This is a genomic window from Micromonospora sp. NBC_01740 (assembly GCF_035920365.1).
Lineage (GTDB): Bacteria > Actinomycetota > Actinomycetes > Mycobacteriales > Micromonosporaceae > Micromonospora > Micromonospora reichwaldensis.
This window is the reverse complement of record NZ_CP109150.1, coordinates 5,162,051-5,185,020: the sequence shown is the minus strand read 5'-3', so window position 1 is coordinate 5,185,020 and position 22,970 is coordinate 5,162,051. Positions and strand designations below refer to the sequence as shown.

The following is a 22,970-nucleotide window of genomic DNA, read 5'->3' as shown; positions in this document are numbered from 1 at the left end:
CGGGTAGCCGCCGGGAATGGAGCTGGTCGAGGAGTCGCCGTACCGCTTCCGGATCGACCGGCACGACCCGATGCGGGTGCCGGGGGTGGTGTTCGCGTCCCGGTCCCTGCTGCCCGACGCCGGGGAGGACAGGTCGCTGGAGCAGGTCGCGAACGTCGCCACGCTGCCCGGCATCGTCGACGCCTCGTACGCCATGCCCGACGTGCACTGGGGCTACGGGTTTCCGATCGGCGGGGTGGCCGCCACCGACGTCGCGAACGGCGGCGTGGTCTCGCCCGGCGGGGTGGGCTTCGACATCTCCTGTGGCGTCCGGCTGCTCGCCGCCGACCTCGACCGCGACGGGCTGCGGCCCCGCCTCGACGCGCTGATGGACGGGCTGGGCGAGGCGACCCCACGCGGCATGGGCCGGGGCGCGGTGTGGCACCTGTCGAATCGCGCGGAACTCGACGCGGTGCTGCGCGGCGGCTCCCGCTACGCCGTGGAGCGCGGCTTCGGCGTCGAGCGGGACCTGCACCGCTGCGAGGACGCCGGGGCCGTCGGCGACGCCGATCCGGCGCGGGTCAGCGAGCGGGCGATCGAGCGCGGCGCGCGCCAGGTCGGCAGCCTCGGCTCCGGCAACCACTTCCTGGAGGTCCAGGCCGTCGAGGAGGTGTACGACGACACCGCCGCCACCGCCTTCGGGCTGCGCCCCGGCCAGGTCTGCGTGATGATCCACTGCGGCTCCCGGGGGCTGGGTCACCAGATCTGCACCGACTACGTGCGGCAGATGGAGAAGGTGATGGCCCGCCACGGCATCGAGGTGCCGGACCGCCAGCTCGCCTGCGCCCCGGTCTCCTCCGCCGAGGGCCGCGCCTACCTGGGCGCGATGGCCGCCGCCGCCAACTACGCCCGGGCGAACCGGCAACTGCTGACCGACGCCGCCCGGAAGGTCTTCGCCCGGGTCACCGGCAGCCGGCTCGACCTGGTCTACGACATCTCGCACAACCTCGCGAAGATCGAGACGCACGGCGTCGACGGCGCGCGCCGCGCGCTGTGCGTGCACCGCAAGGGGGCCACCCGCGCGCTGCCGCCCGGCCACGACGACCTGCCCGACGACCTGCGGGACGTGGGCCAGCCGGTGCTGATCCCCGGCTCCATGGGCACCGGCTCGTACGTGCTCACCGGCGTGCCGGGGGCGCCGGCCTTCGCGTCCACCTGCCACGGGGCCGGCCGGGTGCAGAGCCGCAAGCAGGCCGTGCGGTCGGAGCGCGGGCTGGACCCGCGTGCCCAGTTGGAGGCGCGGGACATCGCGGTTCGCGGGGCGTCCCGGCGCGGCCTGGCCGAGGAGATGCCGGCGGCGTACAAGGACGTCTCGGCGGTGGTGGCCGCCGCCGAGGGCGCCGGACTGTGCCGCAAGGTGGCCCGCCTGGTCCCGCTCGGCGTGGTCAAGGGCTGAGGGGCGGCGCGGGGCGGGGCGCGGCGGCTCACACGTCCAGCGTCACCGCGCAGCACCAGCCCTCGTCGTCGGGGCCGAAGCGCAGCCCGTGCAGGGAGACGGCCTTCGGCACCGCGCCGACCAGCTCGACGGCGTCGGTGTCCGCCGTGCGCCAGCGCACCACCAGGCCGCCGGTGCCGTCGTCGGCCACGTCGGTGCGCAGCGGCAGCTCACCCGCCGTCTCCATCCGGAAGATCACCTCGTCGAGTACGCCCACCAGCAGGTCCGCGTCGTCGTCACCGGCCGGCGCACGGAACTCCCGCTGCGGGCCCGGTGGCGCCCCGGCGGGGTCGACGAACGTCCCGACCAGCGCGGCGACCGCCTCGGCGACGCACTCCTCCCGGCTCGGCGCCCACGCCTCGATGCGGACGTCGGCGGTGTGCGGCAGGCGGCGGTGCCCCCGCCCGGGTGGTCGCGGCATGCCCCGATCCTCCGCCACGCCGCGCGACGGCGGGCTCGGTTCCGATCCGCCGGCACGCCGTGGGGCGGCGGGTTCAGTTCAGGCCGAGCCGGGCGATCGGCTCGACGAGCTCGCGTTCCTCGTAGGCGAGGTGGGACAGCAGCGTGTCGCTGAGCAGGTCGACCGCCGCGCGCAGCTCGGCCATCCCGTCGGCGACGGAGACGAACGCGACCAGCGCCCGGTCGACGCGTTCCAGCACGTCGTGGATGGCGTGGTGCTCCTGCTCCAGCCGGTCCAGCACCGGGCCGAGGCGGTCGTCGCCCCGGCGCAGGTGCGGGAAGATCCCCCGGTCCTCCAGCGTGTGGTGGGTGGTGACGACCCGGCAGTACGACTCGCAGTACGTGCCCAGGGTCCACTTGTTCTGCCGGATGGTCATGGTGTTGATGTGGGAGCGGGCCGTGCCCGCGTCGACCAGCCCGGCGCCCACCTGCTCCACCAGGTCGTACAGCCGGGTCAGCTCGGCGCGTAGCCCGTCGTGCACGTCGATCAGGTGCTGGGCGCCGGCCTGGTCGTGCGGGCTGTAGGTGCGTGCCGGGTCGGGCGCGGGGCCGGTGGGGCGCGTGGCCTCGTCCCAGACCCGGATCGCGCTGCGGCGCACGCCGTCGTCGGGCGTCGGGACGACGGCGAAGGACCCCGCGCCGGCGGGCGGACGGGGAGCGGGCGGCGGCTGCGCCCCGGCGCTCCCGGGTGTCGCCCGCGCCCCGCCGGCTTCGGGCGTCGCCGGGGTCACGGCGGCAGCGGCGCCGGCCGCGCGCTCGCCGGCCACGAGTTCGCGTACGGCGGGGGCGACCTCGGCGGCGAAGCGCCGCAGGTCCTCCGGGTCGTCGCTGCCCAGGATGAAGGTGCTGATCCCGTCGCTGAGCGCGAGGTCGGCCAGTTCCTCGGCCCACTGCTCGGCGGGGCCGTCCAGTGGTCCCCGGCCGACGGGGGCGAAGCGACCGGTGACGTTGAGCAGGCGGCGCACGTCGGCCGGATCGCGGCCGGCCTCCCGCGCGGCGTCGTCGATGATCGTGTTGCCCCTGCCCAGGTCGCCTGGTTGCAGGTAGCCCAGCGACGGCAGCCACCCGTCGGCCCGGCTCCCGGTCAACGCCAGCATCCGCGGCTTGTACGCGCCGAGCCAGATGCCCACGTCGTGGGCGGGCGCGGGGCCCCGCTTCGCGCCCACCACCCGGTGGAACTCGCCGTCGACCCGGACGCCGCCGCGCGCCCCGACGTCCCAGACCTGGCGGATGACGTCGATCGCCTCGGTCAGGGCCCGCACGCCCTGCCCGGGGGAGAGCCGGCGCCCGCCCATCGCCTCGATGGCCTCCCAGAACGCGCCGGCGCCCAGGCCGAGCTCCACCCGGCCACCGCTGAGCAGATCGAGACTCGCCACGCTGCGGGCCAGGACGGCCGGCGGGCGCAGCGGCAGGTTCGTCACGTTGGCGGCCAGCCGCACCGTGCCGGTCCGGGCCGCCACGAAGCTCATCAGCGTCCACGTGTCGAGGAACGCGGGCTGGTACGGGTGGTCCTGGAAGGTGACCAGGTCGAACCCGACCTGCTCGGCCAGCACGGCGAGGCCCACCACCCGCCCGGGCTCGGCGTTGCCGGGCGTCAGGAACGCCCCGAAGGCCAGTGGGTGGCCGTAGTCGCCCATCTCGGTACTCCCTTCCGCCCCGCAGCCTCTCACGTGGCCCGGGACGGTCTCCGGGCCGTCCGGCGAAACCGGCCGGGAAGGCGGGCCGCCGCCACCCTCCGGCACGGCCCGTGCCGCCCGCCGCCGGGCACACGGGGCGCTGCCACCGGCGTACGGTCGCCGGATGCGGCTGACCAAGTTCACCCACTCCTGCGTCCGGCTGGAGCACGACGGCGGCGTGCTGGTCATCGACCCCGGCACCTGGAGCGAGCCGCGGGCCCTGGCCGGCGCGGACGCCGTCCTCGTCACCCACGAGCACACCGACCACGTCGACGTGCTCCGGTTGGCGGGTCTCGGCGTGCCGGTCTTCGCCCCGCAGGGCGCCGTCCTGCCCGACCTGGCGCCGCTGTCCGTGACCAGGGTCGGCGCCGGCGAGCGGTTCACCGCCGCCGGCCTCACCGTGACCGCGCTCGGCGGTCGGCACGCCGCCATCCACGGCGGCCAGCCCGACTGCGCCAACCTGGGCTACCTCGTCGGCGACGCGGTCTACCACCCGGGCGACTCGCTGCACCGGCCGGACCGGCCGGTCGAGACGCTGCTGGTCCCGGCGCAGGCCTCCTGGCTGAAGCTCACCGAGGCGATCGACTTCGCCACCGCCGTCGGGGCCGAGCGGGTGTTCCCGATCCACGACGCGCAGCTCAACGAGCGCGGCCTGACCAGCGTGAACGGCTGGTTCGCCGAGACCGTGCCCGGCTACCGCCACCTGGCGCCGGGGGAGTCCGCCTGACCGGTGACCCCACCCAGGGGTGGTCTTGACCGACACCGGCCGTGTCGTCCACGGACGAACTGCTATACGGTCGCGGGGTGAGGGTCGAAGAACACTGGTGGAACGGCGACACGTCGCAGCGTGGGCGTCGGGACGTGTACATCCGTACCGACGGGCAGCGATGGGACGTACAGGTACGGATCGGCGGCGAGTCAGGCCGCTCCCGGGTGCAGGAGTGCCCCGGTCGGACGTCGGCGGTCATTCTGGCCGGCGCGTGGCGCGGCAACCACCCCGCCTGGCGCGAGGTGTCCGACTGACGGCGATGACCGGCGGCTCCCCGCGACAGCGGTTACGCTCGCCTCACCGTGAGCCTGGGGGAGCAGCATGAGCAGCGAGACCGTCCCGGCGGTGATGCCGGCCGCGTTCATCGGTCACGGAAGCCCGATGAACGCGCTGGAACTCAACCGCTACACGCAGGCGTGGCGCGCCTTCGGGCGGGCGGTCCCGCGGCCCCGGGCGATCCTCGTCGTGTCGGCCCACTGGTACATCGGCGCCACCGCCGTCACCGCGATGCCCCGGCCGCGGACGATCCACGACTTCTACGGCTTCCCGCCGGAGCTGTTCGACGTCCGCTACCCGGCGCCCGGCCTGCCGGAGCTGGCGGAGGAGATCGCCGACGTGGTCCACCCCACCTGGGTCGGGGCGGACGTCGACTCGTGGGGGATCGACCACGGCACCTGGTCGGTGCTCACCCACGCGTTTCCCGACGCGGACATCCCGGTCGTCCAGTTGAGCATCAACGCGTTCAAGGGCCTGGACTACCACCTGGACCTGGGCGCGCGGCTCGCCCCGTTGCGCGAGCGCGGGGTGCTCGTCGTGACCAGCGGCAACGTGGTGCACAACCTGCGGGGGGTGGACCCGCGCATGGTCGACGAGGGCTTCGACTGGGCGCGGCGGTTCGACGAGGCGGCGAAGGACGTCATGCTCGGCGAGCCGACCGAGGCGGCCGCGCTGGACGCCCACCGTGACTTCGGCCGGGCCGTACCGACGCCGGACCACTTCATTCCGCTGCTCTACCTCGCCGGCCTGGCCGGCGCCGCCGGCAACGGCGCGGAGGTGCTGGTGGACGGGTACGCGTACGGGTCGCTGTCGATGACCGCCTACACCGTGGGGTCGTCCTGCCGCACGGAGGCCCCGCTGGCCGGCGCACCCGCCCTGCCGACCGACGTGCCGGCGGACTCCGCCAACATCTGACGGCCGCCGTCGCTGTGGGCCGCTGCCTGGCGGCTTGCGCGACCGGCCCCGGCGGGGCGACGGGATGCGGGACCAGCCGGTCGTGCCCCCGGCTCGGCGGCCGGTCCGTACGGCGGGGCCCGCATCCCGTCGCCGCGTCCGTCAGAGGCCCTTGACGACCTCGATCAGCTGGTCCAGCGCGGCGCTCCAGCCCTCGGCGAAGCCCATCTCCTCGTGCGACTTCTTCGCCGCGGCGTCGGCGTGGATCGCGGTGGCCGTGTACTTCGTGCCGGTGCCGGTGGGCTCGAGCTTGATGATCGCGGTGAACGGGAGGTCGTCGCTGACCACCTGGGGGCGGAAGCCGGGGCCCAGCCCCGAGGTGAAGATCAGCGTCGAGCCCTCCTCGACGACCAGGATGCAGCCGGTGCTCGGGTACTCCTCGCCCTCGGGCGAGCGCATCACCGTGTTGAACCTGCCGCCGGGCTGGAGGTCGATCTCGCAGGACGAGGTCGACCAGGGCCGCGGGGCGAACCACTGCACGATCAGCTCGGGCGTGGTCCAGGCCTTCCAGACCAGCTCGGGCGCGACGTCGACGGTGCGCTCCAGGACGAGGTCGAGATTCGGGTTCACGCTCGGGTAGGCGGTCATGTCTGCTGCTCCTTCAGGTCGTGGAGAAACGAGTCGAGCTGGTCGAGGCGCCGGGACCATGTCGCGCGCTGACCGGCGAGCCAGGTGTCGACGTGCTCGAGCGGCTGGGGGGCGAGCCGGTAGGTCCGCACGCGCCCCTTCTTCTCCGACGTCACCAGGCCGGAGCGCTCGAGGACGCCCAGGTGCTGGGTGAACGACGGCAGTGCCATGTCAAACGGACGAGCGAGCTCGCTGGTTGTCGCGGGCCCCCGGCCGAGCAGCTCGACGACCCGGCGGCGGGTCGGGTCCGACAGCGCGTGGAACACGCCGTCCAGGGTCCCGTCGTCGCTTCCGGCTCCGCCGCCCGATTGCTTAGGCATGCACCTAAGTATGCCCGCGCCGAACACTTAGGTCAAGCCCTAAGCGAAGTCGTCGGCCGCCCCGGACGGTCGTCATCGTGGTTCCCGGTCGGGGCTGCCGGGTGGCGCCGCGGCGGACAGCAGCGCCACGGTGAGGTCGGCCAGCCGTCGGCCGGGCGCGACCGGCGATCCGTCGCCGACCATCACCACCGGGCAGCCGGCGGCAATCGCGCTGGAGACTCCCGTTGGTGAATCTTCCACGACAACGCATCGAGACGGTGGAAATTGCAGCCGGTGCGCGCCGAGCAAATAGGGATCGGGCGCGGGTTTCGCCCGAATCACGTCGTCGCCGCAGACGATGGTGTCGAATTGGGGAACGTCATTGTGAGTCAGCAGCACGTTCACGATCTCCCGGCTGCTCGACGTGACGAGCCCGACCGGCACGCCGTGCCGTCGCAGGTCCGCGACGAGGCAGAGCCCGAAACCGTCCCATCGCGCCATGCCGTCGAGGTGGCGCCGTCGTACGAACCGCTCCACCCAGGCCGTGTCGTTGGTGGGATCCGCCTCCGACCAGCCCAGGCGGCGATGCACGGTGCGGACGGCCTCCAGCGCCGTGAGTCCGCGCAGCCCGTCGAGCGCCCCTGCCGGCACGGCCTGCCGTCGACCGATCAGCGCGGTGAACGCGGCCCGCCACAGCGGTGCCGTGTCGACCAGGGTGCCGTCGAGATCGAAGAGTACGGCCCACTTCTTCACCACTGCCATGCTCCATTCCTCGACGTTCCCGGTCAACATTCGGACATGGCGGGAACGGTGATTGCCGATAGGATCGGTAATCCGCAGCGGAACGGAGGTCCCGGTGATGTACCGGGTCGAGCGCGCCATCGCTTTCGTGCTCGGTCGACGCGATGCCGAGCGCGTCGGGCTGGCATTCCTGGTCGGGGAGCGTTTGATGATCACCTGTGCCCACGTGGTCAACGCGGCCCTCGGTCGGCCGGCGCGGCACGCGGAGCCCGTGCCGAGGAACATCCGCGTCTCCCTCCACTTCGCGCTGCTCGGGCCGCCGAACAGTTGGATCGAGCGCAGTGCCGAGGTGGTGGCGTGGTTGCCCACCGGCGAAAGCTTCGACGTCGGGGACGTGGCGGTGCTCCGGCTCGGCGAAGGGCTGGGCGGCAGCGGCGCGGAGCCGCTGCGCATCAGGGCTGACCTGAACGACCGCTACAACGCCGCCGTGCAGATGTGGGGGCCGGGTCACGGCCGTGACCTCGGACGGCACGTGCGGGGCAGCCTGCTCGGCGCGGTCGGCAAGCACCGGCTCCAGGTCGACGAGACGGTGCTCCGGGTCTTCCGGGTGCAGTCCGGGTTCAGCGGGGGGCCGGTCTGGGACCCGGCCACCTCGCTGGTGTTCGGCATGCTCCAGGCCATCACCACGGACGGTTCCGCCGAGGTGCTCGTGCTCGACGGCGCGCTGCTGGAACGGGCACTGGCGGCGGTCGCGACCGCCCGCCCCGGTCTGGCGCTGCTGCACGACCACGGTGAGGTGCACTACGACGGCAGCCACTACGCGCTGCGACAGCGCCGGCTGCTGCGCCACGGCGGGGGTAGTCCCCGCGCCAAGTACGAGATGAAGGTGTCGGTGGCACGCTTCCTCAACGACGAGGCGTCCCGCAACCTGCGCCACCACGCCCGGCATCCGCTCAGCGTCGGCGACCCGGTCCGGGACATCGGGCTCCAGGCCTGGTGCACGGTCGACGACCGGACCAGGCCGATGGACGTCAAGGCGACGAAGGTGCGCCATGAGGAGATCAACTTCGACCTCTGCTTTCCCGGATCGGGGCTGCTGACGCCCGGCCAGCAGGCGGTCATCGAGTACCGATACCGGGTCAGCGACGAGATCTGGGGGCAGTGGTACAAGCGCAACGTCAAGCCCAACACCGACCGGCTCTCCATCGAGGCGTACCTGCCGGCCGAGCTGGAGCCGGAGTGCTGGGGCATGACCTCGCTGCCGTCGGAGACGGACCTCGAACCGCTCTCCGACGTCGAGACACGGGTGGAGGGTGACCGGATCGTCTACTCCTGGGACCGCAGCGCCGAGGAGGAGAACCTCGCCGAGGAACGCCGCGTCCGACTGGACTGGTTCTTCTGGCGCCGCATCCCCGACAGCAGCGAGTGCGACGACGCGGCACGCGTGCTGCGGCAGTTCGGCATCCGGCAGCTGCGCGAGCCGGCCCGTGGGCGCGAGTCGTCGAACCTGCCGACGAGGACGCGGCTCATCGACTTCGACTCGCCCCACGACCGGCAGTTGGCGGTGCGGGTCCTTGCTCATCTGCGCCGGGTGGCCGGCTGGGTCAACCGCTACCACGCCTTCAAGCCGCAGGTCAGCATGGGGATAGCGGCGCCGCAGCTCGGCATGGCGTACGCCATCGCGATCGTCCGCCAGCCGGGGTCGAACGACTACCTTGAGCTGGTCAATCCGAGCGTCGTCGAGCGGACCGACGAGGAGGTGCTGGACTTCGAGGGCTGCCTCAGCTTCTTTGACGTGCGGGGCCGGGTCCGGCGGCCCTACGGCCTGCGTGTGCGGCACCGCACCGCGCAGGGAGCCGACCGGGACGTGGTCCTGACCGGGGCCCTGGCCCGCAGCGTGGCCCACGAGATCGACCACCTCGGCGGCAAGCTCTACACCGACGCCGACCGGATGCCGAGTGACGAGGCCCCGATCGGCGTGCGCCAGTACCGGCAACTGCGCGACAGCGACCGCTTCACACCGCTGGCGCCTCCGCGGCGGCTGACCTGGCGGGCGCAGGAGCATCGGGACGGCGCCAGGTCAGGCTGACCTTGAAGGTCGCCTCGGCGGTCCCCTTCGTGAAGATCAGACCCGTCTCCCCGCCCACCGTCAGCCCCAGCTCGACGGAGATCTCGTCGGGGGTGGACGCCGCCGCCCGCAGCCCGGCGACCACGGCGCGCACGGCGGGCAGCACCCGCTCCAGCGAGTTGGTCAGCGTGACGCCGGCCCACGGGGCGCCTCCGTCGCCCGTCGCCACCAACTCGATGTTCCCGAGGTCCCGACGCTCCGCCTCGACCTCGACGTACTCGTCGCCGCCGTCGGCGACCGGAACCTTGAGGATCAGCGTGGTCATGTGACCTCCGTGCGTCGGCGGTGCCAGGGGCGCCGAGGGCAGTGAGCCAAGGTGTAGCAGCTCGCGGTGCCGAGCGGTAGGCATCCGACGGCTTTTTCGCAGCAACGCGTCCTGCCCCCCGGAAACGACCCGGTGCCGGCCGCGCGGCCGCTGGCGTTTCTCATCGGTGGCGCGTGGGTCATGCTGGTGCGGTGACTGACGTCGACGCCCCCGAACCGCTCATCCTCAACCTGTACTGCCGGCTCACGGTGGCCGTGACCGACCCGCAGGCGCTCACCGACCACGCGGTCGCCGACCTGCGGGCCGCGGACATCGACTGGTCGGCGGAGGAGGACGACCTCGACACGGCGGTGGCGGACCTACGCAACGACGTCGTGATGTCGCTGGCGTCCGTGGTGGACATCAGCCGGATGGTCGACGGGGTGCCCGGCGTGGTGGCGAAGGGCGGGCTGTGCTGGGCCGAGCCCGGGCCGCCCCGCGAGGCCGTCTGGCGTGCCGAGTGACCGCCCCGCGTGGGGCCCCCGCCGTCGACCCCGCTCAGGCCGGCGCGTCGCTGCCCACCAGGCGGGCGTCGGCCGCCGCCTGACCGTCGGCGTCCCCCGCCTCCTCGCACACGCCCGCCGCGTCCGCCCAGTGCCGCCGGGCCTCGTCGGCGTCGTCGAGGGCCGCCGCCGCGTCGCCCAGGTGCAGCAGGGTCCGCCCCAGGCCGGCCGTCGGCCGCCCGTCGCGCAGCCGCAGGCTCTCGGCCAGCAGCTCGTACGCCTGCCGGGCCTGGGCCGGCGTGGTGGACAACAGCGCGGCACCCGCGTTGAGTAGCGCGGCGGCCCGGTTGGTCGGATCGGCCACGGACTCGTACTCCCGCAGCGCCGCCCGCCACGACTGCGCCGCGTCGAGGTGCTCGCCGAGCCCGGCGTGCACCAGCACCAGATTGGTCAGCGCCGCCGCGTAGCCCCGGGCGTCGCCGAGCGCGCGGAAGGCGTTCGCCGCGCGGACCAGGTGGCGGTGTGCGACCTCCAGCTCCCCCCGGGACAGCCGGGCGGCGCCCAGGCCCAGATCGGTCAGCGCGTGCCCGGCCCGGTCCGCCGCCGAGCGGTGCCGCCGCGACAGCTCCAGGTGCTCCACCGCGTCGTCGAACTGCCCCAGGTCCAGCAGCACCAGGCCCAGGTTCATCCGCGCCTGCGCGGTGCCGCGCCGGCCCCGCTCCGCCACCGCGAGGCTGAGCGCCGTCGCCGCCGCCTGCGGGTCGCCCCGGCGGCGGCGCAGCACCCCCAGTTCGTTGTGCGCCCAGCCGGCGATCTCCGGCCGGTCGTCGGCGGTGGGCGTGGCGAGCACCGTGCGGCACACCTCCGCCCACTCGTCGAGGCGCTCGGCGTGGGCGAGCCAGCCGCACAGCGCCACCGCCAGGCGGAACCACCAGCGGCGGACCCGGCGCGGCAGGGTCTCCGCCGCGCCCGCCGGCACCCTGACCACGGCCAGCAGCAGCTCCTGGTGCAGGTCGAACCAGCCGTACGGGTCGTCGTCCAGCGCCAGCGTCGGCTCCCGGTCCGGCGGCGAGCCGACCACGGCGAGGCTCGCGGCGTGCCGCTCGGCCCGCCGGGCCAGGTGTCGGGTGAGCCGGGCCTGCGCGGCGACCCGCCGCCGCGCCGGCTCCGCGTCGCGCAGGTGCATCCGGGCGTACGGGGCCAGCAGCGGGCGCACCTCGTAGCGGTCCCCGGGCGCGCCGGTGACGAACCCGCCGGCGGCCAGCTCGTGCAGCAGGGCGGCCACCCGGTCCGGGCGGCGGCCGGCCAGCGCCCCGATCGTCGGCCGGTCCAGCGGCACCGGGCTGAGCGACATCAGCCGCCACAACCGCCCTGCCTCGCCGCCCAGCGCGTGGTACGCGGTGTCCCGCGCGGTCACCAGCAGGGTCGCCGGGGAGGCGGCGACGTGCTGGTGCGGGGGCGTGTCGACGGCGCGGCGCAGCGCGTCGAGCACGTCGGTGTGCCGCCACCCGTGCTGCGCCGTACGCCGGCCGAGCTCCGCGACCGTGCGGGGCTGCCGCCCGCAGAGTTCGACGAGGTCGCGTACCGCCGGGTCGGTTCGCGGGTCCGGGCGGTGCGGCCGGGCGACGGGCGCGGCGGCACCGGCGGCGGCGAACAGCTCGACGGCGTCGTCGGCGTCCGGCTCGGCGATCCCGTGCGCCACCACCCCGTCCACCGCGGCCAACGCTCCCGTGCCGGCCAGCAGCAGGCGGCACGTCCGCGCGGTCGGCGGCAGCAGCGGCCGGACCTGGGCCGGGTCGTCCACGTTGTCCAGCACCACGAGGGTCGCCCGGCCGTCGAGCTGGCCGCTCAGCTCGTCGACGGCGTCGGCGAGGTCGTCGGCGCGCCCCGACGCCGGCGGCCGGGTGCCGAGGATCCGGGCCAGCGCGGTCAGCACCTGCCGGGCGTCGTGCCGCCGCCCGCCCCGGCGCAGGTCCAGGTAGTACTGGCCGTCCGGGAAGTCGTCCCGGCACAGGTTGGCGGCCTGGATGGCGCAGGCCGACGTGCCGACGGCCCGCCGGCCGACCACCGCGACCGCATGCTCCTTCTCCAACAGGTCGATGATCGCGTCGACGTGCCCGGCCCGCCCGGTGAACCCGGCCGGCCACGGCAGGGTGGGCGCGCCGGCGACGGGCGGCGGTTCGGTGTCGTCCGGCGTCGCGGCCTGCTGCCGCTGGCGGCGCCATTCCACGATCATCGCGGCGGCGAGGCCGAGCACGATCACCCCGGCGCTCGCCGAGCCGAGCTGGGCTACGGACAGCTCGGAGAGCAGGTTGCCGGTGACGTTGCCGAGGACCGCGCTGACCGTGCCGCCGACCACGCCGCCGATCGCGAGCAGCAGGCTCAGCCGCCGGGGCCGCCGCGAGCGGCGAGCCGGCCCCGTCACCGCACGCCCCCGGCGACCAGGCCGGCGACGAGCTGGCGGCGGGCCAGCACCACCAGCAGCACCGGCAGGACGGAGGCGATGACCGAGCCGGCGGCGAGCGCCCCGCTGTTGGCCGCGAAGCCCCGGGTCTGGCCGGCGAGGAACAGCCCCAGCGGCAGCGCGCCGGGACCGCTGAACAGCAGACCCACCACCAGGTCGTTCCACACCTGGACGAACTCCAGCACCGCGACCGCCACCACGGCCGGGCGGTTGTGCCGGGCGAGCAGCCGCAGGGTGCCCCACCAGTGCCGCCCGCCCACCCGGGCCGCGCGTACCTGCTCGGCGGGCAGGTCCGCGAACGCGTTGCGCAGCACCAGCACGGCGAACGGCACGCCCAGCGCGACGTGCACCAGCGCCAGGCCACGCGCCGTGCCGGAGGAGAGCACCACGCCGAGCACCTCGTTGACCGGCCCGGCGATGACCTGCACCGGCACGATGCTGGCGGCCATCAGCAGCAGCCCGGTGGCCTGGGCGGGTGGCCCGGTCAGCCAGGCCAGCGGGTACGCGGCGAGCAGCGCGACGCCCAGCACCAGGGCGGTGACCACGGTCGCCAGCACCAGCGTGAAGCCCAGCGTGCGCCACAGCTCCGCGCCGGTCAGCAGGTCCCGGTAGGAGTCGAGGCCGGGCGGGCTCCACCACCAGCCCCGGGCCGCCGCGTCCACCGTCCCGTGCAGCGAGGTGGCGAGCAGCACCCCGAGCGGCACCAGCCAGGCGACCGCCGCGCCCGCCACCAGCAGCCGGATCGTCCGGCGTGGCGCGGGCGCCACCGGTTCGGGCGCGACGGGCACCGGGTCCCGGGGCGGCGGCCACGCCTGCCGCACGAACAGCGCGGCTACCAGCATGCCGGCGGCCACCGCCACCAGCCACACCACGCCGAGCGCGGCGCCCTCGCCGGTGGTGGCGCCGTTGGAGGTCTGCCAGACCCGCAGGGCGAGCACCGACGCCTCGTCGCGCACCGAGCCGGGCGTCATCACCAGGATCAGGTCGAACGTCCGGGCGGTGCCGAGCGCCGCCAGGGTGAACACCACCGCCACGGTGCGCAGCAGCAGTGGCCGCCACTGCGCGTCCCAGAGCACGTCGCGGCGGTTGCCGCCGTAGGCGCGCACCGCGTCGGCGAGGCTGGGCGGCACCGCGTCGAGGGCGGCCCGGAACACCAGCACGGCCAGCCCGACCCACGCCCACACGAACGCCGACATCAGCGCCACCGTGACCAGGCGGGGGCCGAGCAGTTGCGGGGCGTCGGCCGCCGACCGGCCGGTCAGCGTCGCGGCGACCAGCGTGGCCAGCCCGCGTTCCGGGTCCGGGTCGTACATCAGCCGGAAGGTGACCCCGGTGACCACCAGCGGCAGCGCGGTGGGCACCACCAGGATGAGGCGGACCAGCCCGCCCTCCTGCGAGCGGCGCGAGGCGGCGGCGAGCAGGTAGCCCAGGACGGTGACCACCGCCGGCACCAGCAGCGCCCAGAGCAGCGTGCGTCCCACCACGGCGCCGGTGCCGGGCGCGGCCAGCGCGGTGCGGAAGTGCTCCGCGCCCACCCACCGGCCGTCGGTGGTGACGCTGGCGTGCAGCGTACGTAGCACCGGCCACGCCACCAGCCCGCCGAGCAGCAGCAGGGCGGGCAGCAGCAGCGCCGAGGTGGCCCCCGCCGCCGGGTAGGCCCGCCCGCGCCGGGGCGGCCCGACGTCGTCGAGGACCGCCAGCTCGCCCAGGACCCGGCTCATCGGCCGCCGCCCGCCGACCGGGCCGCCGCCGCCAGTTGCCCGACGGCCCGCCGGGTCGCCCTGCCGGCGGGGACCCCGTCGGTGACGTCGGCGAAGAAGTCCTGCATGATCCGCCAGATGCCCACCCCGTCGGAGCCGGTGAACGGGCCCGGCAGCCGGTCGGACAGGTCGAAGCGCACCGCCTCGGCCGTGCGTAGCTCGGCGGCGAGGCGGCGGCGGACGGGATCGCGGTAGTCGCCCAGCGGCACGGACACGTTGGGGGAGAGGTAGCCGCCGGCGCGCAGCCACGGCTGGAAGGCGGAGCCGCCGCTGAGCCAGCGCACCAGCTCCGCCCCACGGGCCGAACCGGCGAACGCCACGGCGGCGTCACCGCCGACGATCAGCGGGCCGTCGGCCACCCGGGCGCCCGGGAAGCGGAAGGTCTCCGGCTGCTCCGGGCCCCGGCGGAACCGGCGGCTGACGTCGTCGACGAAGTCGGCCTCGAAGAGCATCGTGGCCCGCCGGTGGTGCACCACCTGGATCACCGACTCCTCGTACTGGGTGAGCAGGGCCCGGCGACCGCCGCCGGGGAACGCGCCGTCGACGCCCCACAGCTCGGCGAGCCGGTCCAGCGCCGTGTGCACCGACGGGCTCCGCCAGTCGGCCTCGCCGCGCGCCAGCGCCTCGTAGTGGCCGGGCGGGGCCACGTCGGCGAGCACGTTCTCGAACCAGTCGGTGAGCACCCACCCGTCGGCCGCGCCGACGGCCAGCGGCGCCGGGCCGTCGCCCGAGCGGGCCCGCGCGCCGAGCCGCCGGGTGAGCGTCACGAGCTGGTCCCAGGTGCGCGGCGGCGCGGGGAGCATCGACGGGAAGTACCAGAACAGCGACTTGTGGGCCGCCTTGACCCAGACGCCGTAGCGGCGCCCGTCGGCGGAGAGCAGGTCGGCCATGCCGGGCGGGAGGGCGTAGCTGGTGGCGGGGGTCAGCTCGCGCAGCCAGCCGCGCCGGGCGTACTCGACGACCAGCCCGGACCGGGGCAGGATCGCCACGTCGGGGCTGGTGCCGGCCAGTTGGCGGGCGCGCAGGAACGCGTCGATGTCGTTGCCGGCGCTGATCACCTGCACGTCGGCGCCGTAGTTGCCCACGACCTCGCGGAAACGGGCCAGCTCGCCGCCGCTCCACACGACCGCGACCTGGACCGCCGGCGGCGTGGCGGCACAGCCCGCGCCGGCCGTCGCGGTGAGCGCGGCGGTGGCCCGCAGCAGGGTGCGGCGGCTCAGCCGCGCCGCCGGCGCGGCCCGGCCCACCGGCGTCACCCGCCCACCTCGGCGACGACCGGCACGTCGGCCAGCGAGCCCGGGTCGGCCGTGCACACCAGCACCGCCACCCCCGGGGTGTTCGTCGGGGAGAGCCTGCCGACCAGGTCGGTCAGCCGCCCACCGCCGGCCGGTCCGGTCGGCAGGTCGATCACCAGCACCTCGGGCAGGCAGGCCACCGCCCGGGCGAGCGCCACCCGGAACCGCTGCGCCTCCGACAGCAGGTGCGGTCGCAGCTCCAGCGTCGGAGCCAGCTCCAGCCGGTCGACCACCGTCGCCGTCCACGCGTCGGCCATGTCCCGCACCCGTTCCCGTCGGCGCTGGCCGTAGGCGATGTTGCGGCGCACGCTCAGGTGGGGCAGCAGCGCGCCGCCGGCCGGCACGTAGGCGATGCGGCGCTGCGGCGGTGCCAGGGTGGTCACCTCCCGGTTGCCGACCAGGACCCGGCCGGCGACCGGCGGGGCCAGCCCGCTCACCACCCGGGCGACGGCGGTGCCGATCGGCGGGGCGGCGGCCAGGGCGGCCGTGGCACCGGCGGCGACGTCGAGGGTCACCGCGGCGGCGCCGGGCACGGCGACGAGCTCGCACAGTCGTAACGTGGCCATCACCTCCGGTGACCCGGGCAGTCGATCCCAGGGTCGCACAATCCGGCGACGACCGGCGCCCCGCCACCGTCCCCTGTGGAGTGCCGCGTGGGACCGGCCGCGCCGCCCACCGGTCAGCGCGACGCCGCGCCGAGCCGGTGGGGCATCTGCCAGCCCTCCGCGAGTCGGGACGGGTGCACGTGGTGCCCGCCGCCGAAGAACTCGCAGAACTTCATGATCAACGGATCTCAGCGCAGCGGGTCGACGTGGCTCGTCCCGGGGATGACGAGGTCCTGCTCGACGTACGCGCGCAGCACCTCGACCTGGAAGGCGCGTGCATCCGTCCACCTTCCACCGAGTGCGCGACCGTGCGTCGCGCCACCGGAGCCGACTATCCGGGAGCCGGCCGGCCGGCGCTGGCGGCGATCGGACGTGGCGTTGCGACCGCCGGTCGGTCAGCCGGCCGGGCGCGGTGGGAGGCCGGACCGCTGGCACGCCTCCCGGTACATCCGCACCACCTCCTGCCGGATCTGGGCGCGTTCGCTCAGCCGGTGGGCGAACGGCACCCGCACCGGGACCTCGATGTCGTCCACGGTCACGGCGAACTCCATCCCCTCGGCGTCCAGGCCGGTGGCCCGGGCCCGGGTGGCCGCCGGCTGCCCGCCGAGCGTGCGGCAGATGAGCAGCGAGTCCCCGGCGTGGTCGTCGTTCATGTGCCGGCAGACGGCGGCGACCACGTCGGCGCCGAACGGGGCGGTCACGCGGCCACCTCCGCGTCCGTGGCCGGCACGAGGTGGGACAGGGCGGCGAGGACCTCGGTGTTGTGCCGGTACGCCACGAGCACCTCGGCCCGCAGCGCGGCCCGACCCACCTCGTCGAGCGGGAGGGCGTCCAGCCTTGCCCGGTAGGCGTCCTTGTACGCCTTCGGGCTGGGGATCCGGTCGAACCGGTAGAACGCCGCCCCGGCGTCCCCGGTCAGCCCGTAGTGCCGGGCGAGGGACCGTCCGATGTGCAGGCCGCCGGAGAGGTCGCCGAGGTAGCGGGTGTAGTGGTGGGCGACGAACCGCTCCGGTGAGCTGGCGCAGACCGCGCCGAGGCGCCCGGCGTAGGCGACCGTCGCCGGGGTCGGGTCGATCCGTCGGCGCCAGTCGGGCCCGAGCAGGAACTCCAGGTCCGCGGCGAGGGCGGGCAGCCGGGTCAGCGCGTCGTCGACGAACGGGCCGGCGAGCGGGTCGTGGCGCATCGCCTCGGCGGCGCCCTCCAGCGCCTCGTAGATCACGTGGTGCTGCCCCACCAGCGCGGCGTAGCCGGCGCGGTCCAGCTCGCCGGCCACCAGGGCGGAGACGTACCGCTGGGACTCCGCGCCCTGGTGGGCCTCGGCGCTGGCGGCCCGCAGCTCGGCGGAGAACGGGGTGCTGGTCGGGCGCAAGTCTCCTCCAGGGGGACGAAAGGCCGGGGCGGGTCGCCGACCGGGAGAGATCAACGGTAACCGGGCACGTGGGTGGGGGCACGACCTCGAGGTCGTGCCGGCACACCCCGCCGTCCGGCGTGGTCAGGCCGGCGGGGGAGCGGTGCCGCGGTAGATCGCGGCCAGCCACACGTCGCGCAGCACGTCGACCACGTCGCGCTCCGCCACCGCCGGCCCGTCGCCGGCGAAGGTGGCGTACCAGACGCGCTCGTTCATCGAGTTGAGCGCGATGGCGAGGTCGCGGGCCGGCACGCCGTCGGGGGCGGCCCCGCGCCGCCGTTCGGCCACGATCGCGGTCTCGATCGCGTGCACCCAGCGCTCCAGCACCCTCGCCCAGAGCCGGCGCACCTCGGCGTTGGTGCCGCGCACCTGGGCGCAGGCCAGCACCACCGCGCGGTGCGCGCCGAACGTCTCGTGGAACCGGTCGATCAGCTCCCGCCAGCGCGCCGGTGGGTCCTCGGCCAGCCGCTCCAGCACGTTCCCGGCGGCGGCGTCGGCCTCCTCGATGACCCGGTCCAGCAGCGTCAGCAGCACCGCGTCCTTGGACGGGAAGTAGAAGTAGAAGGTGGGCCGGGAGATGCCGGCCCCGCGCGCCAGGTCGTCGATCGAGATGTCGGCGAAGGCCCGCTGCCCCAGCAGCCGCTCGGCGGTCGCCAGGATGGCCAGCTCCCGCTCGTCGCCGACGGAGCGCGCCGCGCGCCGTCCGCGCCCGGTCGCGCTGCCGGTGGCCGTACGGGCGGGTGTCATGCCCGGGGACTCTACACCGGATCAACACCGTGTCGATCCGACTCGACAGGGTGTTGACGAGCCTCGACAGCCGTGGCTAGTGTCCGGTCACACCCGCGGACGGAGACGAGATGGCCACCGAACACGTCGACGTGCTCATCGTCGGCGCCGGCCTGTCCGGCGTGGGTGCCGCCTGCCACCTGCGCCGCAACTGCCCGGAGAAGACGTACGCGGTGCTGGAGTCCCGCGACGCGATCGGCGGCACCTGGGACCTGTTCCGTTATCCCGGCGTCCGGTCGGACTCCGACATGTTCACCCTCGGCTACTCCTTCAAGCCGTGGACCGACCCGAAGGCCATCGCCGAGGGCGACTCGATCCGCGACTACGTCCGCCGCACCGCCGACGAGTACGGCGTCACCGACCACATCCGCTTCCGGCACCGGGTGCTGCGGGCCGACTGGGACAGCGCGAGCGCCCGCTGGACGGTGCACGCCCAGCGCGACGACACCGGCGAGACGGTCGCGCTGACCTGTTCCTTCCTGTTCACCTGCGCCGGCTACTACCGCTACGACGCCGGGTACGCCCCGAGGTTCCCCGGCACCGAGCGGTTCGCGGGGCGGATCGTGCACCCGCAGCACTGGCCCGCCGACCTCGACCACACCGGCAAGCGGGTGGTGGTGATCGGCAGCGGCGCCACCGCAGTGACCCTGGTGCCCGCGATGGCCGAGCGGGCCGCCCACGTCACCATGCTCCAGCGCTCACCCACGTACGTCCTGGCGCTGCCGTCGCGCGACGTGCTGGCCGACGCGCTGCGGCGCTGGCTGCCGGCGAAGGCCGCGTATCCGGTGGTGCGCTGGAAGAACGTCCTGCTCTCCACCGCCAACTTCCAGCTCAGCCGGCGCGCCCCCGCGTTGGTCCGGCGGCTGCTGCTGCGCGCCGCCCGGGGCCGGCTGCCGGCCGGCTACGACGTCGACCGGCACTTCTCGCCCCGCTACGACCCCTGGGACCAGCGGCTGTGCGTGGTGCCCGACGGCGACCTGTTCACCGCGGTGGCGCGGGGGAGGGCGTCGGTGGTCACCGACACCGTCGACACCTTCACCGAGCGGGGCGTCCGGCTCGGCTCCGGCGAGGAGCTGGCCGCGGACGTCGTCGTCACCGCCACCGGGCTCAACCTGCTCGCCCTCGGCGGCATGACGCTGACCGTGGACGGCGCCGAGGTGGAGCTGCCCGACACCGTCGCCTACAAGGGGATGATGCTCTCCGGGGTGCCGAACTTCGCGATGACCCTCGGCTACACCAACGCCTCGTGGACGCTGAAGGCCGACCTGGTGGCCACCTACGTCTGCCGGCTGCTGCGGCACCTGGACCGCACCGGCCAGCAGGTCGTCACCCCGCTGCCGCCGCCCGACGGCGAGCTGGAGCCGATCATCGATTTGACGGCCGGCTACGTGCTGCGCAGCGTCGACGCCCTGCCCAAGCAGGGCGCCCGGGCGCCGTGGCGGCTGCACCAGAACTATCCCCGGGACGTCCTGCTGATGCGGCACGGCCGGCTCACCGACCCCGGCGTGCGGTTCTCCCGCGCCGGCACACCGGAACGGAGGACCGCCCGTGCGTAGGTTCGTCTTCATCGGCGGCACGGCTGTGGTGACCGGCGCCGCCAGCGGGATCGGCGAGGCCCTCGTGCACGGGCTGGCCCGCCGGGGCAGCGACCTGGTGCTGGTCGACCGCGACGCCGGGCGCCTCGACGCCGTCGTCGCGGCGGTCCGCGCCGCGCACCCCGACCGGCAGCTCACCGCCTACGTGGTCGACCTGGCCGACGCCGCCGCCACCGCGCGGGTGGCCGAGGAGATCCGCCGGCGGCACCCGGCGCTGCGGCTGCTGGTCAACAACGCGGGGGTGGCGCTGGGCGGCCGGTTCGACCAGGTGAGCCTGGACGAGTTCAGCTGGGTCGTCGACGTCAACTTCCGGGCCGTGGCGCAGCTGACCCACGCGCTGCTGCCCACCCTGCGGGTCGAGCCGGGCGCGCACCTGGTCAACGTCTCCAGCCTCTTCGGGATCATCGCCCCGGCCGGGCAGACCGCCTACGCGGCCAGCAAGTTCGCCGTCCGCGGCTTCACCGAGGCGCTGCGCCAGGAGCTGGCCGGCGAGGGGATCGGGGTGACCTGCGTGCACCCGGGGGGCATCCGCACCCGGATCGCGCAGAACGCCCGGGTGGGCGCCGGCGTGCCCGCCGAGGAGTTCGAGACCGGCCGCCGGCAGTTCGAGAAGCTGCTGACCATCGACCCCGCGAGGGCCGCCGAGGTGATCCTGCGCGGCGTGCACCGCCGCCGGGGCCGGGTGCTGATCGGCTGGTCGGCGAAGCTGCCCGACCTGCTGGCCCGGGTGGCGCCGGTGTCGTACCAGCGGGTCGTGGCCTTCGCGCTCGACCGCGTCGGGGGCGAGTCCACGCGCCGGCTCACCACCGGGTCGTCCGTCCCGGCGCAGCGGCAGCCCGAGGCGGCCCCGGCGGCCGACCCGGCCGGGGAGCCGGCGTGAGCGCCCCGGCCGGACGCCGGCACGTGAGCGTGGACGGCCGCCGGGTGTGCCACCGCGTCGACGGCGACGGGCCGCCGGTGCTGCTGCTGCACGGCATCGGCCGCACCCTGCGCGACTTCACCGAGCTCCACGAGCTGCTCGCCGGGCGGTTCCGGGTACACAGCGTCGACCTGCCCGGCTACGGCGGTTCGCTGCCGATGGCCCGCCCCTGCACCCTGCCGGCGCTGGGCGAGTTCGCCGCCCACTACCTCGACGCCGTCGGCGTCGAGGAGCCGGCGCACGTGGTCGGCAACTCCCTCGGCGGCGCCGTCGCCATGCGCCTCGCGGCGTCCGCGCCGGCCCGGGTGGCCAGCCTGACGCTGGTCAACAGCGCCGGCTTCGGCCGGGAGGTGACCATCGCGCTGCGGCTGCTGGCGCTGCGCCCGCTGGGCCGGCTGCTGCTGCGGCCCACCCGGTGGGCCGCCCGCCGCGCCGAGCTGTCGCTCTTCCACGACCCGGCCCTCGCCACCGCCGAACGCGTCGCCCACGCCCTGGCGGTCGCCCGCCAGCCGTACGCCGCCCGGGTGATGCTGGAGACCGCGCGCAGCCTCGGCACCTTCCGGGGCGTCAGCCCGCAGTGGCGCGAGGAACTGCTGGCCGAGGTGGAACGGCTCGACGTGCCCACCCTAATCGTCTGGGGCGACCGGGACCTGATCCTGCCGGCGGCGCACCTCGACGCCGCCCGGTCCCGGCTGCCGCGCGCCCGCACCCACCTGTTCGCCGACTGCGGGCACATGCCACAGATCGAGTGCGCCGAGGAGTTCCACCGCCTGCTCGTCGACTTCTGGGCCGAGGCCGGCGCGGACGCCGCCGGCAGGTGAGCCGGCGGCGCGACGGGGAAAGCGGGCCGGATGCCCGAGCTGACCCTCTTCCTCGGCGGCGACGTGATGACCGGCCGGGGCGTGGACGCGATCCTGCCCACGCCCGGCCCGCCCGAGCTGCGCGAACCGGCGGTACGCGACGCCCGTGACTACGTCGACCTCGCCCGGGACGCCAACGGGCCGGTCCCGCGCCCGGCGCCGCCGGCCTGGCCGTGGGGCGAGGCGCTGCACCTGCTCGACGAGCTGCGGCCCGCCGCCCGCGTGGTCAACCTGGAGACCGCGGTGACCGGCCGGGGCGAGCACGCACCGGCCAAGGCGATCCACTACCGGATGCACCCGGGAAACCTGTCCTGCCTCGCCGCGGCCCGGCTCGACGTCTGCGCCCTGGCCAACAACCACAGCCTCGACTTCGGCCCGGTCGGGCTCACCGACACCCTCGACGCGCTGGCCGACGCCGGCATCGCCACCGCCGGCGCCGGCCGGGACGCGGCGTCGGCCTGGCGGCCCGCCCGGGTTTCGCTCGGCCGTGGCGGCCGGCTGCTCGTCTGGTCGGTGGCCGTACCGTCCAGCGGGGTGCCCCCGCCCTGGGCGGCCACCGCCGGGTCGGCCGGGGTGGCGTACCTGCCGGAGGTCTCGGTCGCCTCGGCGGACGCGTTGGCCGGACGGATCGCCGCCGTGGCCGGGCCGGGGGACCGGGTGCTGGTCTCCGTGCACTGGGGCACCAACTGGGGGTACGAGGTGCCGCCCGCGCACGTCGACTTCGCCCACCGGCTGGTGGACGCCGGCGTGGACGTGGTGCACGGCCACTCGTCGCACCATCCCCGCCCCGTCGAGGTGTACCGCGACCGGCTCATCCTCTACGGCTGCGGCGACCTCGTCGACGACTACGAGGGCATCGGCGGGCGGGAGGCGTACCGCCCGGAGCTGCGGCTGCTCTGGCTGCCGACCCTCGACGCGGACACCGGGGCGCTGCGGCGCCTGCGGGCGGCCCCGGTACGGATGCGCCGGATGCGGCTGGAGCGGGCCGCGCCCGACGAGGCCGGCTGGCTGGCGGGGCTGCTCGGCGGCTTCGGCCCACCGTTCGCGCGCGGGTTCGCCGTCGACGGCGACGGGCTGCTGACGCTCCATCCCCGCTGACGGTGGCCCGCGCCACCCCCGGCGGGGGCG

23 protein-coding genes and 1 pseudogene are annotated in these 22,970 nt (G+C 75.2%); 10 read left to right on the top strand and 14 right to left on the bottom strand.

From position 1 onward, the window contains the following. The first annotated feature begins 16 nt into the window (after positions 1 to 16). On the top strand, positions 17 to 1,435 hold the full coding sequence (locus OG989_RS23060; RefSeq protein WP_327028408.1) for an RtcB family protein: 1,419 nt from the start codon (positions 17 to 19) through the stop codon (positions 1,433 to 1,435). Positions 1,436 to 1,463: 28 nt separating this feature from the next. Here OG989_RS23060 and OG989_RS23055 read toward each other — a convergent pair whose 3' ends face one another. Together OG989_RS23055 and OG989_RS23050 are read right to left on the bottom strand one after the other, a co-directional pair. After that, positions 1,464 to 1,895 (bottom strand): archease, encoded by a 432-nt coding sequence (locus tag OG989_RS23055; RefSeq protein WP_327028407.1) that lies wholly within the window; start codon positions 1,893 to 1,895, stop codon positions 1,464 to 1,466. Between the two features lie 73 nt (positions 1,896 to 1,968). Then, complete coding sequence (locus OG989_RS23050; RefSeq protein ID WP_327028406.1) at positions 1,969 to 3,570, bottom strand: LLM class flavin-dependent oxidoreductase; 1,602 nt, start codon at positions 3,568 to 3,570, stop codon at positions 1,969 to 1,971. A gap of 163 nt (positions 3,571 to 3,733) precedes the next feature. Between OG989_RS23050 and OG989_RS23045 the strand changes: the two genes are divergently transcribed. From OG989_RS23045 to ygiD, 3 genes are all read left to right on the top strand, one after another. Beyond that, positions 3,734 to 4,336 carry an MBL fold metallo-hydrolase gene (locus OG989_RS23045; RefSeq protein ID WP_151453668.1) on the top strand — a complete coding sequence of 201 codons (603 nt, stop codon included), beginning with the start codon at positions 3,734 to 3,736 and terminating at the stop codon, positions 4,334 to 4,336. Between the two features lie 77 nt (positions 4,337 to 4,413). Next, entirely contained in the window at positions 4,414 to 4,632 is a 219-nt protein-coding gene (locus OG989_RS23040) for a hypothetical protein (RefSeq protein ID WP_089000245.1), read from the top strand. 67 nt (positions 4,633 to 4,699) lie between these two features. After that, positions 4,700 to 5,569: a 4,5-DOPA dioxygenase extradiol gene (ygiD, locus tag OG989_RS23035; protein ID WP_327028405.1), complete on the top strand. Its 870-nt coding sequence runs from the start codon at positions 4,700 to 4,702 to the stop codon at positions 5,567 to 5,569. Between the two features lie 141 nt (positions 5,570 to 5,710). On the opposite strand, the gene OG989_RS23030 is transcribed toward ygiD, so the two are convergent. The 3 genes from OG989_RS23030 to OG989_RS23020 form a co-directional block, all read right to left on the bottom strand. Further along, positions 5,711 to 6,196: an SRPBCC family protein gene (locus OG989_RS23030; RefSeq protein WP_151453669.1), complete on the bottom strand. Its 486-nt coding sequence runs from the start codon at positions 6,194 to 6,196 to the stop codon at positions 5,711 to 5,713. Next, positions 6,193 to 6,501 carry an ArsR/SmtB family transcription factor gene (locus tag OG989_RS23025; RefSeq protein WP_199729471.1) on the bottom strand — a complete coding sequence of 103 codons (309 nt, stop codon included), beginning with the start codon at positions 6,499 to 6,501 and terminating at the stop codon, positions 6,193 to 6,195. The genes OG989_RS23030 and OG989_RS23025 overlap by 4 nt, the downstream gene beginning before the upstream one ends. A gap of 126 nt (positions 6,502 to 6,627) precedes the next feature. Further along, a complete protein-coding gene (locus OG989_RS23020; RefSeq protein WP_327028404.1) occupies positions 6,628 to 7,491 on the bottom strand; it encodes an HAD family hydrolase in 864 nt (287 codons plus the stop codon). Between OG989_RS23020 and OG989_RS23015 the strand changes: the two genes are divergently transcribed. After that, positions 7,484 to 9,364: a peptide deformylase gene (locus OG989_RS23015; protein ID WP_327028403.1), complete on the top strand. Its 1,881-nt coding sequence runs from the start codon at positions 7,484 to 7,486 to the stop codon at positions 9,362 to 9,364. The genes OG989_RS23020 and OG989_RS23015 overlap by 8 nt on opposite strands. Here the strand turns inward: OG989_RS23015 and OG989_RS23010 are convergent. Then, the gene (locus tag OG989_RS23010; protein ID WP_327028402.1) at positions 9,291 to 9,668 is read right to left on the bottom strand and encodes a CU044_2847 family protein; all 378 of its coding nucleotides are present in this window, start codon (positions 9,666 to 9,668) and stop codon (positions 9,291 to 9,293) included. The genes OG989_RS23015 and OG989_RS23010 overlap by 74 nt on opposite strands. A 191-nt stretch (positions 9,669 to 9,859) precedes the next feature. Between OG989_RS23010 and OG989_RS23005 the strand changes: the two genes are divergently transcribed. Next, positions 9,860 to 10,171 (top strand): hypothetical protein, encoded by a 312-nt coding sequence (locus tag OG989_RS23005; RefSeq protein WP_327028401.1) that lies wholly within the window; start codon positions 9,860 to 9,862, stop codon positions 10,169 to 10,171. A gap of 34 nt (positions 10,172 to 10,205) precedes the next feature. Here the strand turns inward: OG989_RS23005 and OG989_RS23000 are convergent, their stop codons facing one another. The 8 genes and pseudogenes from OG989_RS23000 to OG989_RS22965 form a co-directional block, all read right to left on the bottom strand. Next, complete coding sequence (locus tag OG989_RS23000; protein ID WP_327028400.1) at positions 10,206 to 12,575, bottom strand: tetratricopeptide repeat protein; 2,370 nt, start codon at positions 12,573 to 12,575, stop codon at positions 10,206 to 10,208. Then, on the bottom strand, positions 12,572 to 14,335 hold the full coding sequence (locus OG989_RS22995) for an ABC transporter permease (protein ID WP_327028399.1): 1,764 nt from the start codon (positions 14,333 to 14,335) through the stop codon (positions 12,572 to 12,574). The genes OG989_RS23000 and OG989_RS22995 overlap by 4 nt, the downstream gene beginning before the upstream one ends. Next, positions 14,332 to 15,630: an extracellular solute-binding protein gene (locus OG989_RS22990; RefSeq protein WP_192581324.1), complete on the bottom strand. Its 1,299-nt coding sequence runs from the start codon at positions 15,628 to 15,630 to the stop codon at positions 14,332 to 14,334. Before OG989_RS22990 ends, OG989_RS22995 begins: the two co-directional genes overlap by 4 nt. Further along, positions 15,627 to 16,235 carry an ATP-binding cassette domain-containing protein gene (locus tag OG989_RS22985; protein WP_327028398.1) on the bottom strand — a complete coding sequence of 203 codons (609 nt, stop codon included), beginning with the start codon at positions 16,233 to 16,235 and terminating at the stop codon, positions 15,627 to 15,629. Before OG989_RS22985 ends, OG989_RS22990 begins: the two co-directional genes overlap by 4 nt. Positions 16,236 to 16,348: 113 nt before the next feature. Beyond that, positions 16,349 to 16,552, bottom strand: a pseudogene (locus tag OG989_RS22980) (flavin reductase family protein); the annotation flags it as partial. Positions 16,553 to 16,669: 117 nt separating this feature from the next. Next, the gene (locus OG989_RS22975; RefSeq protein ID WP_132239689.1) at positions 16,670 to 16,975 is read right to left on the bottom strand and encodes a DUF2470 domain-containing protein; all 306 of its coding nucleotides are present in this window, start codon (positions 16,973 to 16,975) and stop codon (positions 16,670 to 16,672) included. After that, entirely contained in the window at positions 16,972 to 17,643 is a 672-nt protein-coding gene (locus OG989_RS22970; RefSeq protein ID WP_327028397.1) for a biliverdin-producing heme oxygenase, read from the bottom strand. The genes OG989_RS22975 and OG989_RS22970 overlap by 4 nt, the downstream gene beginning before the upstream one ends. Positions 17,644 to 17,766: 123 nt before the next feature. Beyond that, entirely contained in the window at positions 17,767 to 18,429 is a 663-nt protein-coding gene (locus OG989_RS22965; protein WP_151453678.1) for a TetR/AcrR family transcriptional regulator, read from the bottom strand. A 110-nt stretch (positions 18,430 to 18,539) separates the two neighbouring features. Between OG989_RS22965 and OG989_RS22960 the strand changes: the two genes are divergently transcribed. From OG989_RS22960 to OG989_RS22945, 4 genes are read left to right on the top strand one after another with little or no spacing between them, the layout of a single operon-like run. Then, complete coding sequence (locus tag OG989_RS22960; RefSeq protein ID WP_327028396.1) at positions 18,540 to 20,024, top strand: flavin-containing monooxygenase; 1,485 nt, start codon at positions 18,540 to 18,542, stop codon at positions 20,022 to 20,024. Continuing rightward, entirely contained in the window at positions 20,017 to 20,943 is a 927-nt protein-coding gene (locus OG989_RS22955) for an SDR family NAD(P)-dependent oxidoreductase (RefSeq protein WP_327028395.1), read from the top strand. Before OG989_RS22960 ends, OG989_RS22955 begins: the two co-directional genes overlap by 8 nt. Further along, positions 20,940 to 21,803 carry an alpha/beta fold hydrolase gene (locus tag OG989_RS22950; RefSeq protein ID WP_327028394.1) on the top strand — a complete coding sequence of 288 codons (864 nt, stop codon included), beginning with the start codon at positions 20,940 to 20,942 and terminating at the stop codon, positions 21,801 to 21,803. The genes OG989_RS22955 and OG989_RS22950 overlap by 4 nt, the downstream gene beginning before the upstream one ends. Positions 21,804 to 21,833: 30 nt before the next feature. Then, on the top strand, positions 21,834 to 22,940 hold the full coding sequence (locus tag OG989_RS22945) for a CapA family protein (protein WP_327028393.1): 1,107 nt from the start codon (positions 21,834 to 21,836) through the stop codon (positions 22,938 to 22,940). Positions 22,941 to 22,970 lie beyond the last annotated feature (30 nt).